Here is a 14807-nt window from a genome sequence, read left to right on the forward strand (position 1 = left end):
CATGGCCCAATTGCTGAGCAAGGAACAATACACAGCCATCGCCGCCGACCTGCAACTGCGCACCCAGGCGTTCATCGACGGTGAATTCCGCGATGCCCTCTCGGGCAATACCTTCGTCACCACCAACCCGGCCACCGGCAAGCACCTGGCCGATGTCGCCGCCTGCGACGCGCAGGACGTTGACGTCGCCGTGGCTGCCGCCAAGCGCGTGTTCGAGGCAGGTACCTGGTCGAAGCTGCAGCCGGCCGAGCGCAAGCACATCCTGCTCACGTTCGCCCAGTTGCTGGAAGACAACGCCCACGAGCTGGCGGTGCTGGAAAGCCTGGACAGCGGCAAGCCGGTCAGCGAGTGCCAAAACGTCGATGTGCCGGAAACCATCCACACCCTGCGCTGGCACGCCGAGCTGATCGACAAGATCTACGACAACACGGCGCCTACCGGCAACGCGGCCGTGACGCTGGTGGTGCGCGAAGCCATTGGCGTGGTCGGCCTGGTGCTGCCGTGGAACTTCCCGCTGCTGATGCTGGCCTGGAAGATCGCCCCGTCGCTGGCCGCCGGTTGCTCGATCGTGGTCAAGCCGGCCAAGGAAACCACCCTCAGCGCCTTGCGCGTGGCCGAACTGGCCCATCAAGCGGGCGTGCCGGCAGGCGTGTTCAACCTGGTGCCCGGCGGGGGCCGTGAAGTGGGCGAAGCCATCGGCCGCCACATGGACATACCGATGGTCAGCTTCACCGGCTCCACCGACACCGGCCGCCTGTTCCTGAAGTACGCCGCCGAGTCCAACCTCAAGCGCATCGTCCTGGAGCTGGGCGGCAAGAACCCGGCCGTGGTCATGAACGACTGTGAAGACCTGGACGAGGTGGCGCAGTTCGTCACCGCCGGTGCGTTCTGGAACATGGGCGAAAACTGCTCGGCGTCCTCCCGCCTGATCGTGCACAAGGACGTCAAGGACGAGTTGCTGACGCTGATCGGCAAGCACCTCGCAGACTGGAAGCTGGGCGACCCACTGGACCCGGAAAACCGCCTGGGTGCGATGGTCAGCAAGGCGCACTTCGAGAAGGTCACGTCTTACCTGGAATACGCCGCGCAGCAGAAGCTCTGCGTCGTGCAGGGTGGCGAAACCGAGCAAGGCGTGTTCGTGCAGCCGACCATCGTCGATGGCGTGGCCCGCGACAGCAAGCTGTTCGTCGAGGAGATCTTCGGGCCCGTGCTGAGCGTGACGTCGTTCGAGACGATCGACCAGGCGATCGAGCTGGCCAACGATACAATCTATGGCCTGGCAGCGTCGGCCTACACCGGCAGCCTGCGCCATGCTCTGCGCCTGTCGCGAGAAATCCGTGCCGGTGTGGTGACGGTCAACTGCTTCGGCGAAGGCGATGCTTCGACGCCATTCGGTGGCTACAAGGAATCCGGCTTCGGCGGGCGCGACAAGTCGATCTGGGCCCATGACCAGTACACGGAGCTCAAGACCATCTGGATCAATGCGTCATGATCTGATTGCCCCTCCAGCCACCGCCCCACGCAGGCGGTGGTTTTTCTTTTCATGCCAAGCGCCTGAACCACCGGTCGTCACAAATGCAGCAACAGGCGGAATGATCTAACCTTCAGGCGAATTGGAGGCTTTGTGGTGAGGCCAATGGCCCAGTCGCCGGCTATCCGGCTCCCACAAGTTCCAAGGGCAGTAAAATTCCTGTGGGAGCCGGCTTGCCGGCGATAGGGGCCAGTGCAGTTACCGGATCATCCCCGGCATATTCGCCCCCCTGCCTGGAGGATAAAGCATGCCACCTGATCCTGCGCAAAAAAGCCAGCGCGGCAAGGAAACCCGCCTGTTCCTGTTCCTTGTCGCCTGCCTCTTCCCCTTGCTGTCGGTAATCATCGTCGGCGGCTACGGGTTCATCATCTGGTTTTCGCAACTGCTCCTGGGCCCGCCCGGGCCACCTAACTGATGGCCATGCCCATGGATGAGCCCCTGCATATCGCCAGCCTGCTGGTGCATGCCCGCCCCGAGCTGTTCGCGGCGGTAAAAGCCAACCTGCGCCTGTTGCCAGGCCTGGAACTGCACCAGGAAAGCCCCCTCGGCAAACTGGTGGTGGTGCTCGAAGCCGTGCACGAAAGCCAGATTCTCACCTGCATCGAACAGATCAGCAGCATGCCCGGCGTCCTCAATGCCGCGCTGGTCTACCACGAACTCCTCGACCCCGCAGGAGACCTCGAATGAGCATGACTCGTCGGGAATTCGCCAAACTGCATGCCGCCGCCATAGCCGCCACCGCGGCCGGCCTGCCGATCTTCAGCAGCGCCAGCAACCTGGTGACCGAAGCCGACATGGTCACCCTGGACTGGAACAAGGCGCCCTGCCGCTTCTGCGGCACTGGGTGCAGCGTCATGGTCGCGACCCGCGACAATCGCGTGGTCGCCACCCACGGCGACATCAAGGCCGAGGTCAACCGGGGCCTGAACTGCGTCAAAGGCTACTTCCTGTCGAAAATCATGTACGGCGTCGACCGCCTGACCCAGCCGCTGCTGCGCATGAAGAACGGGCAATACGACAAGCAGGGCGAGTTCCAGGCCATCAGCTGGGACCAGGCCTTCGACATCATGGCGCAGAAGTACAAGGAGGCCATGAAAAACAAGGGCCCCGAGTCCATCGGCATGTTCGGATCGGGGCAATGGACGGTGTGGGAAGGCTACGCCGCCAACAAGCTGATGAAGGGCGGCTTTCGCAGCAACAACATCGACCCCAATGCCCGCCACTGCATGGCCTCGGCGGTGATGGGCTTCATGCGCACGTTCGGCGCGGATGAGCCGATGGGTTGCTATGACGACATCGAAGCCACCGACGCCTTCGTGCTCTGGGGCTCGAACATGGCCGAAATGCATCCGATCCTCTGGACCCGCGTCACCGACCGGCGCCTGAGCCAGCCGCACGTCAAGGTGGCGGTGCTGTCCACCTTCGAACACCGCAGCTTCGAACTGGCCGACATTCCCATGGTGTTCAAGCCGCAGACCGACCTGCTCATCCTCAACTACATCGCCAACCACATCATCGAAAGCGGTGCGGTCAACCAGGCCTTCATCAGCAAGCACACCCGCTTCGCCCAGGGCGCCGATGACATCGGCTACGGGCTGCGCCCCGACAACCCGCTGGAAACCCGCGCCAAGAATGCCGACAAGGCCAACACCTGGAGCGATATCTCGTTCGATCAGTTCGCGGCGTTCGTCAAACCCTACACCCTGGAGCGTGCCGCGAAGGAAAGCGGAGTACCCGCCGAACGGCTCAAGGCGCTGGCCGAGCTGTATGCCGACCCCAAGCGCAAGGTCGTGTCGTTCTGGACCATGGGTTTCAACCAGCACACCCGGGGCGTGTGGGCCAACAACCTGATCTACAACATCCACCTGCTGACCGGCAAGATCAGCGAACCGGGCAACAGCCCCTTCTCGCTGACCGGGCAACCCTCGGCCTGCGGCACCGCCCGCGAGGTGGGAACCTTCTCGCACCGCCTGCCTGCCGACCTGGTCGTGACCAACCCCAAGCACCGGGCCACTGCCGAGCAGATCTGGAAGCTGCCAGCCGGCACGATCCAGGAAAAAGTCGGTTTCCACGCCGTGCAGCAGAGCCGCATGCTCAAGGACGGAGTGCTCAACGTCTACTGGACCCAGGCCAGCAACAACATGCACGCCGGCCCCAACATCATGCAGGAGGTGCTGCCCGGTTGGCGCAAGCCCGAGAACTTCGTGATCGTTTCCGATGTGTACCCTACGGTTTCCGCCCAGGCGGCCGACCTGATCCTGCCCAGCGCCATGTGGGTGGAGAAGGAAGGCGCCTACGGCAATGCCGAGCGCCGCACCCAGTTCTGGCATCAACTGGTGACTGCGCCCGGGGAGGCGAAATCGGATTTGTGGCAGTTGCTGGAGTTCTCCAAGCGCTTCACCACCGACGAAGTGTGGCCGCCCGAGCTTTTGGCCAAGGCGCCTGAATACAAGGGCAAGACGCTCTACGAGGTGCTGTTCAGAAACGGCCAGGTCGACCAGTTCCCCGCCGAGCAGATGGAAGCGGGCTACAAGAATGATGAAGCCCAGGCCTTCGGCTACTACGTGCAGAAAGGCCTGTTCGAGGAGTACGCCCGCTTTGGCCGCGGCCACGGCCATGACCTCGCCGATTTCGACCTCTACCACCGCGAACGCGGCTTGCGCTGGCCCGTGGTCGAAGGCAAGGAAACCCGCTGGCGTTACCGCGAAGGGCTTGACCCCTATGTCGAGAAAGGCACTGACGTGCAGTTTTATGGCTACCCCGACAAGAAGGCGATCATCTTCGCCCTGCCCTATGAACCGCCTGCCGAAGCACCGGATGCCGACTACCCGTTCTGGCTGAGCACCGGCCGGGTGCTGGAGCACTGGCACACCGGCAGCATGACCCAGCGCGTCGAAGAGCTGTACAAGGCCGTGCCCGATGCCCTGGTGTACATGCACCCCGAGGATGCCAAGGCGCTGCAGGCGCGGCGTGGCAGTGAAGTGAAGCTGGTCAGCCGGCGCGGCGAGATCCGTGCGCGCATCGAAACCCGTGGCCGCAACAAGCCACCACGCGGCTTGGTGTTCGTGCCGTTCTTCGATGCCAATAAGCTGATCAACAAAGTCACCCTCGATGCCACCGACCCGATCTCCAAGCAGACCGACTACAAGAAATGCGCAATCCGCATCGAGTTGATCAGCCTGGCCTGAGGAGGCCCGCCATGCCTTTTCGAATGCTGCCCCTGTTGTTACTGGCCACCCTTGGCCTGGCGCTGGCCGCCGAGGTCGACTACCCCCTGGATGCCCCAGGCCCCGACGGACGCCGGCCGGGCGGCACCCTGACCCAGAGCATGCCGGCGCCCCCCATTGCCAATGACGACAACCGTGACCTCAAGCGTGAGCGCAACTACCCCGACCAGCCACCGACCATCCCCCACGCCATTCGCGGTTATCAGATCGACATCAATGGCAACAAGTGCCTGAGTTGTCACAGCCGGGCCAACAGCGCGAAGAGCCAGGCGACGGCGATCAGTATCACCCACTACATGGACCGCGACGGCCAGGCCCTGGCCGCGGTGTCGCCACGGCGCTACTTCTGCAACCAGTGCCATGTGGTGCAAAAGGATGTACAGCCGCTGGTGGGCAATGGTTTCGAGACCATCGACCAGCTGTTGCAAGACGACGCCAACGCCGCGCAGAAACCCTGAGGAGGCGCCATGAAAGCACTGCTTGCCTTGCTCAAGGACTACTGGGGCATCCTGCGACGCCCCAGTGTGTACTACAGCCTGGGCTTTCTGACCCTTGGCGGGTTCATTGCCGGGATCATTTTCTGGGGTGGCTTCAACACGGCTCTGGAACTGACCAACACCGAAAAGTTCTGCACCTCGTGCCACGAGATGCGTGACAACGTGTTCGTCGAGCTGCAGGACACCATCCACTACACCAACCGCTCCGGTGTGCGCGCCAGTTGCCCCGACTGCCATGTGCCCCATGAATGGACGCACAAGATCGCGCGCAAGATGCAGGCTTCCAAGGAGGTCTGGGGCAAGCTCTTCGGCACGATCGATACCCGTGAAAAATTCCTCGATCACCGCCGCGAGCTGGCCGAACACGAATGGGCCCGGCTCAAGGCCAACGACTCGCGCGAGTGCCGCAACTGCCATAACTTCCAGTTCATGGACTTCACCCGCCAGAGCAAACGCGCTGCGGCCATGCATTCCACTTCGCTGGCCAGTGGCGAGGCTACGTGCATCGATTGCCACAAGGGTATCGCGCACAAGCTGCCGGACATGACTGGGGTGAAGGGGTGGTAACTTCTTTCAAGTTCGGATATGCGTGGTTACATCAGCACTATCGCGTGAGCTTTTGGCTTTTGGCTTTTGGCTTTTGGCTTTTGGCTTTTGGCTTTTGGCTTTTAAAACGAGTGAATATCCATTTGCCAAGGTGGCGCACAATCACCCTTCCGCCCTTACGGCGGCTTACTTTTTGTCTTGGCAAAAAGTAAGCAAAAACCGCCCGCTCCCATCATCCGGCCCCTACGCTTCGCTTCGGGGTCCCCTCTCTCCGGTCATGCTCCCGGGAGTACGCGCTGCAGGCCCCATCCATGGGGCCTCAGCGCTCGACGGGCATCCATGCCCGTCGCCTCCCTCCGCATGACCTCCGTTCGGCCTCCTGAAGTCGCAATCTGCTGCGTCTGGACTACCGCGCATCAAGAGCAAAAGCAGAAGCAAGAGCAGAAGTAGAGCGACGGACAAAGGGTTGGGCTCGCTTCAGATACTTCAAATCATTTCGAATGGCTCAGTTCCGCTTTACCGCTTTTAGCCCTGGCTTTTGCTTTTGCTTTTAGCGCGCGATACCCCAGGCGCCGCAGATTGCGACTTCAGGAGGCCGAGTGGAGGTGACTGGAGGGGGCCGGTGCGCAGCACCCTTCGGCGTCAGCCGAAGCGCGAGATGTAGACTTGCGTAGCAAGTCGTAGGCCGCGGAGCCCCCGGAAGGCACCGGAGCGAGGGGACCCCGGAGCGTAGCGCAGGGGCCGTATGATGGGAGCCATGTACGGGTCACCCTCATGGGTTACAGAAAAGTACACTCACATAGGTAACACCTTGAGTGTCACATAGCCGTCGATAGCATCTCGCTCATCGATACGACCGAGGATGATTGGACCGAAAATGACATCCCACGCCCCATCGCCGATCAGCTCCAGCCCAATGAGCTGATGCTTGAGCACATAGCCAACATAAATCCTCAAACCCCGCCGATTCAAGATGCCACAGCTGTCCGCTGGGTAGCATTCAATGTGACTTGGATAGGCCATTTCAGGCAATTTTTCAGGATACGGGCGCGGTGAGGGCATATAGCAGGATGCAGGCGTTTTCTGTTTCAGCGCTTCGTGCAAACGCTCGTGATTGTAATGCTGCACGAATCGATCAAAGTGCTGCTGTTGAGCTTCCCATGCTACCGCTGGTGGCGCTGGAAGAGTGCTCTTAAGAGTTCGATGCATACGTTCATGCCGACCATTTTGCTCAGGCCTGCCGGGTGCGATTCGTTCAGGAATGATGCCTAGGCGCAGCCACCAGATAGATAACTGGGAAAGGCCTGCACGCCCTTTGCTGGCAAACGGTACGCCATTGTCGGTTCGAATACGCTCGGGTAAGCCATTTTCACGGAACACCTTGGTAAATACCGCCTGAGTTTCCTGAAAGTTGGTGTTGGGCATGCTGTGGCACGCGAGCAAGAAGCGGCTGGCGTGGTCCATGATCGTCAGCGGATAGCACCACACTCCAGCACCCGTCAGATATTGCCCCTTGTAGTCGGCGCTAAAGAGCTGGTTGGGCGTCTCTGCTTTCTCAAGGGGCTTGGGGTAAACCGCCACTCGCTGACGCAGGCGGCGCGGCTTTACGAGTTCTGCTTGCTTCAGGACGTTGTAGATCGTCGTCTTCGACGGGGGCACCTGATCTGGAAATCGTACCTGTAAAGCAGCCTGGATTTTCTTGGGCCCAGGTTCTGTCTCACCCCGGCCACGCAGCTCAATGATTGCCTCACGGACGGTATGAGGGATGCCGCCGTCTTGAGTCAATCGGCGACGGCTGTGCTCCTCCAGCCCTGCCGGGCCTTCCTTTTCATACCGCTCGATCCACTTGTAGCCGGTCTTCCGGCTTATTTCATAAGCCTGGCACAGGGCGCTGAAGCTGGGCGGCCCCTTGAGATAGTCAGCGATGAAAAGCAATTTCAGGTCCATAGGTGTTAGCTCTCGCCAAGGCATGGTCAGATCCTCGAAAACCGACCTTGCCAGTTAAAAACTGTCACCTATGTGAGTGAACTGATTTGTAACCCATGTGGGTGAGTCATACCGCCAGCCCTTTTTGGTTACTTTTTGGGGCGTTTGCCAAAAAGTGACCCGCCGTAAGGGCGGAAAGGTGAATGAGCGTCTCCTTGGCAAATGGATATGCCCGAGTGCATCAAGACCACCGCATGAGCTTTAACCTTTCGCCGTTTCGGGGCTTTCGGGGGCTGTGGCTTTCAGATCAGGTGAATATCCAATCGCCGCAGCAGCGCTGATTCACCTTTCCGCCCTTACGGCGGGTGGCCCTGTCCCGTGACAACGGACGCCGTAAGGGCGGAAAGGTGAGTATGGCTCGCTGTTGATTTCGGATATACACGCGTACGTCAGAACCATCACGTGAGCTTTTGGCTTTTAGCTTTAGGCTTAGAAATCGCCAATTCAAACACTCAGTCCTGCTATAAACATTTGAGCAAACACTGCTAACGATACTGAGGCCCGAATAATGATTACCACCGCCATGCAGATCCGTATCGTCGAATTCGCCGAAACCCGCCTGGCAGCACTCGAACATCAGGGCGCACCCGGCCTGCTCGGCGAAAGCGTCGAGCGCTTTCGTCAATGGCGCATGCAAAGTGGCCAGTCGCCTGTGGCCAGCAGCCGCACGTTCGGCATTCCTTACGGCAACCCCGATACCACGCCCAGCGAGGATTTTCGCTTCGCCATTTGCGGCGAGCTAGATGAAGCGCTGCGGCCCAATGCTTTCGGCGTACAGGAAAAGACCATCCCGGCTGGGCGGTGTGCAGTGGTTCGCCATGTGGGCTCGCCTGACTACATCGGCGAATCCATCTACCCGCTCTACCGTGACTGGCTGCCTTCGAGCGGCGAGGAGCTACGCGACCATCCTCTGTTCTTCCATTACCTGAGCGTGCATCCCGAAACGCCGCTGGATCAGTGGCAGACGGATATCTACGTTCCGCTCAAAGCCGCCGCAACCACCCGATAAACTGGGCAAACAACTCCGATTGCGAGTTGATCTCCAGCTTCAGGTACAGGTTCTTGCGGTGCATGCGCACCGTCTCCGGTGAAATCCCCAGCTCATGGGCTGTGGATTTCACTGAGTGGCCCTGCAGCACCATCTGCGCCACTTCCCGTTCGCGCTGGGTCAGCACATCGCAACCGAAGCTGTCGAACGCCGCCTGTACACTGCCCTTGCCGTCCGGTGCCTGCGTCAACCCATGCTGGGCGAAGCGCGTCAGCAGCTCGCGCACCATCGGCTCCACCGCCTGCAGCAGATGCAGTTGCTCCACACCCAGCCGCGCGCCGCTGCAACCCTGGAACAGGCTCACCGAGATTTTGCTGTCGTTGCCCAGGTCGACGATGAAATAGCTGTCCTCGCTGCACCCGGTACCCAGGTAATAGGCCTTGTAGTAGTCGCTGTCGAAGAAGTTGTCGGGGGCGATGTCTTCCAGGTGGTAGAAGCCCTGGGCGAGGCCCTTCTCCACTGCCAGGCAGAACGGATCGAGCAGGTAGCCGGCGGCGAAATAACGCTCCAGCACCGCCTCGTGGTAGCGGTCCGGTATGCCCTGCTGGTAAAGCAGCTGCGGCGGCTGGCCCTTGCGTTCGAGGCTGATCAGCATCGACTCGGCGCCCACCAGCTGGCTGATCGCCGCCGCCAGCCAGGCCAGCGCGTCCGGGCCCTCGCTGTGGGCGAAGGCCTGTTGAAGGGCGCTGTGCCATTGCTGCAGGGCATGAAACGGCAGGCTTATTGTGGTGTTTTCATGTGCTCGGCTCATGCCCCGCAGTCTACCGGCCGGGGCATGCGCGCGCACCTTTGCGTGCAGGTGAGTCATTGGCCGTGGTACAGGCCCTGCTCGGTCAGCTCACGCGCGGCATCGAGGATGCAGCTGCGCAGGGTGTCGACGATCTGGTCCACCTGGGCATGGGTGATGATCAGCGGCGGCGACATCACGTTCAGGTGCATGATCGGGCGCACCAGCAAGCCCTTGGCCTGGGCGCGCACGTGGATGCGTTCGCCAATGTTCACCGCGTCGGGGAACAGGGCCTTGGTCTGCTTGTCGGCCACGAACTCGACGCAGGCCATCAGCTTCATGCAGCGCACCTCGCCTACCAGCGGCAGGCCCGCAAGCGTCTGCAGGCGCTGTTCCAGATAGCTGCCGACGTCGTTCACATGGGCCAGCAAGTTTTCCCGTTCGATGATCTCGATGTTCTTCAGCGCCGCCACGCAGCACACTGGGTGGCCGCTGTAGGTGAAACCGTGAGTGAAGCAGCGGCCCTTGCCCGGTTCGGCGATCACTTTCCAGATGCGGTCCGAGAAGATGCACGCTCCCAGCGGCAGGTAGGCCGAGGTCAGGCCCTTGGCGGTGGTGATGATGTCCGGAGTGACGCCGAACAGCGCCTCGGAGGCGAAGAAGGTGCCCAGCCGGCCGAACGAGGTCACCACCTCATCGGCGACGAACAGGATGTCGTAGGTCTGGCACACCTGCCACATACGCTGGAAGTAGCCCTTGGGCGGGATGATCACGCCACCCGAACCCATGATCGGCTCAGCGAAGAAGGCAGCGACGTTGTCTGCGCCCAGGGAGAGGATCTTGTCTTCGAACTCGGCCACCAGAAAGTCGAGGAATTCGGCCTCGTCCATGTCATCCCCGGCCCGGTAGAAGTTGGGATTGGATACGTGGTGGATCAGGTCGTGGGCGTAGTCGAACTCCGGTACCCGGTCGGCCGCCTTGTTGCCGATCGACATGGTCAGGCAGGTGGAACCATGGTAGGCGTTGTAGCGGGCGATCACGTGTTTCTTGTGCGGTTTGCCGCGGCAGTTCTGGTAGTACTGGATCAACCGGTAGGCGGTATCCACGGCGGTGGAGCCGCCGGTGGTGAGAAACACATGATCGAGGTCACCCGGCGCCAGGCTTGCGAGTTTTTCGCAGAGCTCGATGGCTTTCGGGTTGGCCATGTCGGAGAACGGGTTGGAATAGGCCAGCTGGCGAACCTGGTCGGCGATGGCCAGGGCCATTTCCTCGCGGCCCAGGCCGATGTTGGTGCACCACATCCCGCCAACGGCATCGAGGAAGCGGTTGCCTTCGGTGTCGTAGATGTAGGCGCCTTCGCCAGCTTCGATGTTCAGTGCGCCCTGCTCGGCGTGCTCGTCGAACACATGGTAGCCGTGCATGTAGTGGGCCTTGTCGGCCTCGACCAGCAGGTCGTTGCGTGGGGCGGCGGCCAGCTTGCGATTCGGGGTAGCCATAAGCTTTTCCTTGTCGGATCGGTACGGTGAAAGGTGTCAGATGCCGGTCTTGACCGTGCTCCAGACCCGGGTAATGGCGCGCATGGCCTGCGGGTCCTGGGATTTCTGGGTGAACAGCCGCTCACGGGTGTGGTCGTCGGGGTAGATCGCCGGGTCGTTGCGGATGTCGGCCTGCACCAGCGGCGTAGCGGCGGCGTTGCTGTTGGCGTAGTGGATGTAGTTGGTCACCTCGGCCATGGTTCGGGGCTGCAGCAGGTACTCGATGAAGCGGTGGGCGTTGGCCACGTGGGGTGCGTCGTTGGGCAGGTAGAGGCTGTCGAACCAGATCAGCGAGCCTTCCTTGGGAATGAAGAACGCCAGGTTGATGTCCTTCTTCGCTTCCACGGCGCGGGCTTGGGCGGTGGCGTAGTCACCGGACCAGGTCAGGGCCATGCACACGTCACCGTTGGGCAGGCTGGTGAGGTAGTTCACCGAGTCGAATTTCTTGATGTACGGGCGCACGCCCATGAGCACGTCCTGGGCGGCCTTGAGGTCGGCCGGTTTGGCGCTTTGCGGGTCCTTGCCGAGGTACTTGAGCGCCAGCGGGATCACTTCGCTGGGTGCGTCCATGATGGTCACGCCGCAGTCGGCGAAGCGCGAAACGATCTTGGGGTCGAACAGCATGGCCAGAGAGCCGATGGGCGCATCGGGCATGCGCTGCCTGATCTTGTCGACGTTGTAGGTGATACCCGAGCTGCCCCAGGTGTAGGGCGCCGAGTACACCATGCCGGGGTCGAAGGCCTGCATGTGCTGCACCACCTGCGGGTCGAGGTTGGCCCAGCTGGGCAGCTTGGACTTGTCCAGCGGCTGGAACACCTTGGCCTTGATCAGTGGCGGCACCAGGGAAGCATTGAGCATCACCAGGTCGTAGCCGGAGCGGCCGGTGAGGAGTTTGGTCTGGACCGTTTCGTAGCCGTCGAAGGTGTCATATATCACCTTGATGCCGGTTTGCTTTTCAAAATCGGCGAGGGTGTTTTCGCCGATGTAGTCGGTCCAGTTGTACAACCTGAGCGTGTTGCTGGTATCTGCCTCCCCGGCCAGGGCAGCCGTGGCGGTGCAGCACATCAACAGACTGGAAATCACCTTCAATGCCTTGCGCATAGCAACTCCATCGTGTGATCAGGATCGGCTCGGGCGAGCTGATGGAGCCACTATCCGGGGGAATCTGCTACGGGGCCATAACCCGAATGGGTGGGGTCAGTCAGCAACCGCCCTCCAGCTCTTCTCGCACCCTGTCGAAGAAGGTCGTCAGGATGCGCCGCGAGCTCTGCGCGCGCAGGCACACCAAGGTCTCGGTAAAACGGTGCCGGCTGTCGTCGATCGGCAGGCCGCGCAGACGTGAGTCCGAGCCCAGTTCGGCCGCCGACACCACGCCCACTCCCATGCCGATCGCCACGGCTTCGCGCGCGGCTTCACGCCCCTCGACCTCGATGGCCTTGCGGATGCGCAACCCAGCCGCTGCCATTTCCTCTTCCAGGGAAAGTCGCGTCACCGACCCCTGCTCGCGCAACACCAGCGGTTCATTGGCCAGGTCGGCGAGGCAGACCGATTCCCTTTGTGCCCAAGGGTGGTCATGGGCGACGAAAGCCAGCATCGGGTCGCTTCGAAGCGGCAGGGTCATCAAGCGCTCGTCTTCGATGCTGCGCCCCAGCAGCGCGATGTCCGTCTGGTAGCCGAACAAGCGCTCCAGCACTTCATCGGTATTGCCAGTCTCGATCTTCACGTCGACCCCAGGGTAGCGGGCGCAGAATCGAGCGACGTAGGGCAGCACATGCACCGGCGCGTCCACCGCCAGGTTCAGCGTCCCGGTGGACAGTGTGCGGTAGTCCATCAGCATGTCGTGAGCATCGGCACTGATATCGAACAGGCGCTGGGTCATGCCGAACAACCGCTCACCCACCTCGGTGAGCCGCACCTGGCGCTTCTCGCGCAGAAACAGCATGACCCCGTAGTAATCCTCGAGTTTGCGCACCTGATCGGACACTGCCGGTTGAGAAAGGCAGAGCTGCTGCGCCGCGCGGGTAAAGCCTCCATTCAGGGCCACGGCATGGAAAGCCTTGAGTTGTGTGTGTGAGATCGCCATCGTGCCGCCTCCATAGGAATGGCCTATGCATGCATACGTTAAATCGATTTTATTTATGGACATTGCACTGCAAGGATGTTTTTCGCAAGGCGCCACGCCTGGATTGCGCCCTTTCTGGAGACACTCGATGCGACCTTTCTGGCTCGAACAAGCCCTGAAGAACCAGCCCGACGAACCCTGCCCGCCCCTTGGGCAGAACATCAATGCCGATGTCTGCATCGTCGGCGGCGGCTATACCGGCCTGTGGACCGCCATCATGCTCAAGGAGCAGAACCCCGACCTCGATGTGGTCATCGTCGAAGCCGACATCTGCGGCGCGGGAGCAAGCGGGCGCAACGGCGGGTGTGCGCTGTCCTGGTCCGCGAAGTTCTTTACCCTGGAGCGCCTGTTCGGGCTCGAAGAGGCCGTGCGCCTGGTCAAGGCGTCGGAACACAGCATCTACGCCATCGGCGCCTTCTGCAAAAAGTACGGCGTGGATGCCGATTACCGTCTCGACGGCACGCTGTACACCTCCACCAGCCAGGCCCAAGTCGGCTCCACCGACGCGGTGGTCGCCGCGCTGGAGCGCCATGGCATAAACACCTTCTCCAAGCGCGCACTCGCCGATGTGCAACGCATGTCCGGCTCTGCCCAGCACCTTGAAGGCTGGTATTCACCCGCCGCAGCCAGCGTACAGCCGGCCAAGCTGGTGCGTGGCATGCGGCGGGTTGCGCTGGGGCTGGGGGTACGTATCCATGAAGGGTCACCCATGGTCGGCCTGGACCAAGGGCAGCCGGCATCGGTCATCACCCCCCATGGCAAAGTGACCTGCGGGAAAGTGGTGTTGGCGATAAATGCCTGGATGGCGCGGGCATTTCCGCAATTCTCGCGTTCGGTGGCCATTGTCTCGAGCGACATGATCATCACCGAACCTCGGCCGGACCTGCTGGAGCGCATAGGCCTGACCAGCGGCGTGACCGTGCTCGACTCGCGCATTTTCGTGCACTACTACCACAACACCCCCGACGGGCGAATCATGCTCGGCAAAGGGGGCAATACCTTTGCGTTCGGCGGGCGCATCCTGCCGGTGTTCGACCAGCCCTCGCCGTATGCGGGCTTGTTGCGCGATTCGCTGGAAAAGTTCTTCCCCGCCTTTGCCGGCGTCGATATCGCCGCAACCTGGAATGGCCCTTCGGATCGTTCGGTCACCGGCCTGCCCTTCTTCGGCCGCATGGGCGCCAACCGCAATATCTTCTATGGCTTCGGATACTCAGGCAGTGGCGTGGGGCCCTGTCACATGGGCGGCCAGATCCTGTCGTCGCTGGTGCTGGGGCTGGATAACCCCTGGACGCGCTCGCCGTTGCTCGATGGCCCTCTCGGGCATTTCCCGCCCGAACCCTTCCGCTATCTGGGTTCATTGATGGTGCGCAACGCCATTCGCCGCAAGGAGCGCGCCGAGGACCACAACCGACGCCCGCGCCGGCTGGACGTCCACCTGGCCAAGTTCGCCGCCGCAGCCGGCAAGGCGGACAAGTCATGAGTGATCATCACTCATAAGCTCAGGTTATTTGTGAAATGTGATAAATCGATTTTCTTTATTTTTTCGCCAATGTTTTGATCACGCCATGCATCACTCCTTACAAAAACA

12 protein-coding genes and 1 pseudogene are annotated in these 14807 nt (G+C 61.4%); 8 read left to right on the plus strand and 5 right to left on the minus strand.

What is annotated here, in order from left to right; all coding sequences use genetic code 11:
• Position 1 precedes the first annotated feature (1 nt).
• From KU43P_RS14890 to KU43P_RS14915, 6 genes are all read left to right on the plus strand, one after another.
• The gene (locus KU43P_RS14890) at positions 2–1492 is read left to right on the plus strand and encodes an aldehyde dehydrogenase (protein ID WP_317658130.1); all 1491 of its coding nucleotides are present in this window, start codon (positions 2–4) and stop codon (positions 1490–1492) included.
• Between the two features lie 286 nt (positions 1493–1778).
• Positions 1779–1946 carry a periplasmic nitrate reductase, NapE protein gene (gene napE / locus KU43P_RS14895; protein WP_317658131.1) on the plus strand — a complete coding sequence of 56 codons (168 nt, stop codon included), beginning with the start codon at positions 1779–1781 and terminating at the stop codon, positions 1944–1946.
• Positions 1947–1957: 11 nt separating this feature from the next.
• Positions 1958–2218, plus strand: coding sequence for a chaperone NapD (locus tag KU43P_RS14900; protein WP_317658132.1), 261 nt, complete (start codon positions 1958–1960; stop codon positions 2216–2218).
• Positions 2215–4719, plus strand: a complete 2505-nt coding sequence (gene napA, locus KU43P_RS14905; protein ID WP_317658133.1) for a nitrate reductase catalytic subunit NapA — start codon at positions 2215–2217, stop codon at positions 4717–4719. Before KU43P_RS14900 ends, napA begins: the two co-directional genes overlap by 4 nt.
• Positions 4720–4730: 11 nt before the next feature.
• A complete protein-coding gene (locus KU43P_RS14910) occupies positions 4731–5216 on the plus strand; it encodes a nitrate reductase cytochrome c-type subunit (protein ID WP_317658134.1) in 486 nt (161 codons plus the stop codon).
• A gap of 9 nt (positions 5217–5225) precedes the next feature.
• On the plus strand, positions 5226–5822 hold the full coding sequence (locus KU43P_RS14915; protein ID WP_317658135.1) for a cytochrome c3 family protein: 597 nt from the start codon (positions 5226–5228) through the stop codon (positions 5820–5822).
• A 774-nt stretch (positions 5823–6596) separates the two neighbouring features.
• Here KU43P_RS14915 and KU43P_RS14920 read toward each other — a convergent pair.
• Positions 6597–7772: an IS481 family transposase gene (locus tag KU43P_RS14920; RefSeq protein WP_317658136.1), complete on the minus strand. Its 1176-nt coding sequence runs from the start codon at positions 7770–7772 to the stop codon at positions 6597–6599.
• A 538-nt stretch (positions 7773–8310) separates the two neighbouring features.
• Between KU43P_RS14920 and KU43P_RS14925 the strand changes: the two are divergent.
• Positions 8311–8796, plus strand: a pseudogene (locus tag KU43P_RS14925) (GyrI-like domain-containing protein); the annotation flags it as partial.
• Here the strand turns inward: KU43P_RS14925 and KU43P_RS14930 are convergent.
• From KU43P_RS14930 to KU43P_RS14945, 4 genes are all read right to left on the minus strand, one after another.
• The gene (locus KU43P_RS14930; RefSeq protein ID WP_317658137.1) at positions 8771–9586 is read right to left on the minus strand and encodes a helix-turn-helix transcriptional regulator; all 816 of its coding nucleotides are present in this window, start codon (positions 9584–9586) and stop codon (positions 8771–8773) included. The pseudogene KU43P_RS14925 and the gene KU43P_RS14930 sit on opposite strands and share 26 nt — an antisense overlap.
• A 53-nt stretch (positions 9587–9639) precedes the next feature.
• Positions 9640–11058 (minus strand): aminotransferase, encoded by a 1419-nt coding sequence (locus KU43P_RS14935; RefSeq protein WP_317658138.1) that lies wholly within the window; start codon positions 11056–11058, stop codon positions 9640–9642.
• Positions 11059–11094: 36 nt separating this feature from the next.
• Complete coding sequence (locus KU43P_RS14940) at positions 11095–12198, minus strand: polyamine ABC transporter substrate-binding protein (RefSeq protein ID WP_317658139.1); 1104 nt, start codon at positions 12196–12198, stop codon at positions 11095–11097.
• Positions 12199–12298: 100 nt separating this feature from the next.
• Positions 12299–13180, minus strand: coding sequence for a LysR substrate-binding domain-containing protein (locus KU43P_RS14945; RefSeq protein ID WP_317658140.1), 882 nt, complete (start codon positions 13178–13180; stop codon positions 12299–12301).
• 127 nt (positions 13181–13307) lie between these two features.
• Here KU43P_RS14945 and KU43P_RS14950 point away from each other — a divergent pair, with 127 nt between their 5' ends.
• On the plus strand, positions 13308–14699 hold the full coding sequence (locus KU43P_RS14950) for an FAD-dependent oxidoreductase (RefSeq protein ID WP_317658141.1): 1392 nt from the start codon (positions 13308–13310) through the stop codon (positions 14697–14699).
• Positions 14700–14807 lie beyond the last annotated feature (108 nt).

The organism is Pseudomonas sp. KU43P (assembly GCF_033095865.1).
GTDB lineage: Bacteria > Pseudomonadota > Gammaproteobacteria > Pseudomonadales > Pseudomonadaceae > Aquipseudomonas.

Excerpts from the sequence above, each read along its gene's own strand:
- KU43P_RS14890 (WP_317658130.1), top strand. The coding sequence starts at position 2 with ATGGCCCAATTGCTGAGCAAGGAACAATACACAGCCATCGCCGCCGAC.
- napE (WP_317658131.1), top strand. The coding sequence starts at position 1,779 with ATGCCACCTGATCCTGCGCAAAAAAGCCAGCGCGGCAAGGAAACCCGC.
- KU43P_RS14900 (WP_317658132.1), top strand. The coding sequence starts at position 1,958 with ATGGATGAGCCCCTGCATATCGCCAGCCTGCTGGTGCATGCCCGCCCC.
- napA (WP_317658133.1), top strand. The coding sequence starts at position 2,215 with ATGAGCATGACTCGTCGGGAATTCGCCAAACTGCATGCCGCCGCCATA.
- KU43P_RS14910 (WP_317658134.1), top strand. The coding sequence starts at position 4,731 with ATGCCTTTTCGAATGCTGCCCCTGTTGTTACTGGCCACCCTTGGCCTG.
- KU43P_RS14915 (WP_317658135.1), top strand. The coding sequence starts at position 5,226 with ATGAAAGCACTGCTTGCCTTGCTCAAGGACTACTGGGGCATCCTGCGA.
- KU43P_RS14920 (WP_317658136.1), bottom strand. The coding sequence starts at position 7,772 with ATGCCTTGGCGAGAGCTAACACCTATGGACCTGAAATTGCTTTTCATC.
- KU43P_RS14930 (WP_317658137.1), bottom strand. The coding sequence starts at position 9,586 with ATGAGCCGAGCACATGAAAACACCACAATAAGCCTGCCGTTTCATGCC.
- KU43P_RS14935 (WP_317658138.1), bottom strand. The coding sequence starts at position 11,058 with ATGGCTACCCCGAATCGCAAGCTGGCCGCCGCCCCACGCAACGACCTG.
- KU43P_RS14940 (WP_317658139.1), bottom strand. The coding sequence starts at position 12,198 with ATGCGCAAGGCATTGAAGGTGATTTCCAGTCTGTTGATGTGCTGCACC.
- KU43P_RS14945 (WP_317658140.1), bottom strand. The coding sequence starts at position 13,180 with ATGGCGATCTCACACACACAACTCAAGGCTTTCCATGCCGTGGCCCTG.
- KU43P_RS14950 (WP_317658141.1), top strand. The coding sequence starts at position 13,308 with ATGCGACCTTTCTGGCTCGAACAAGCCCTGAAGAACCAGCCCGACGAA.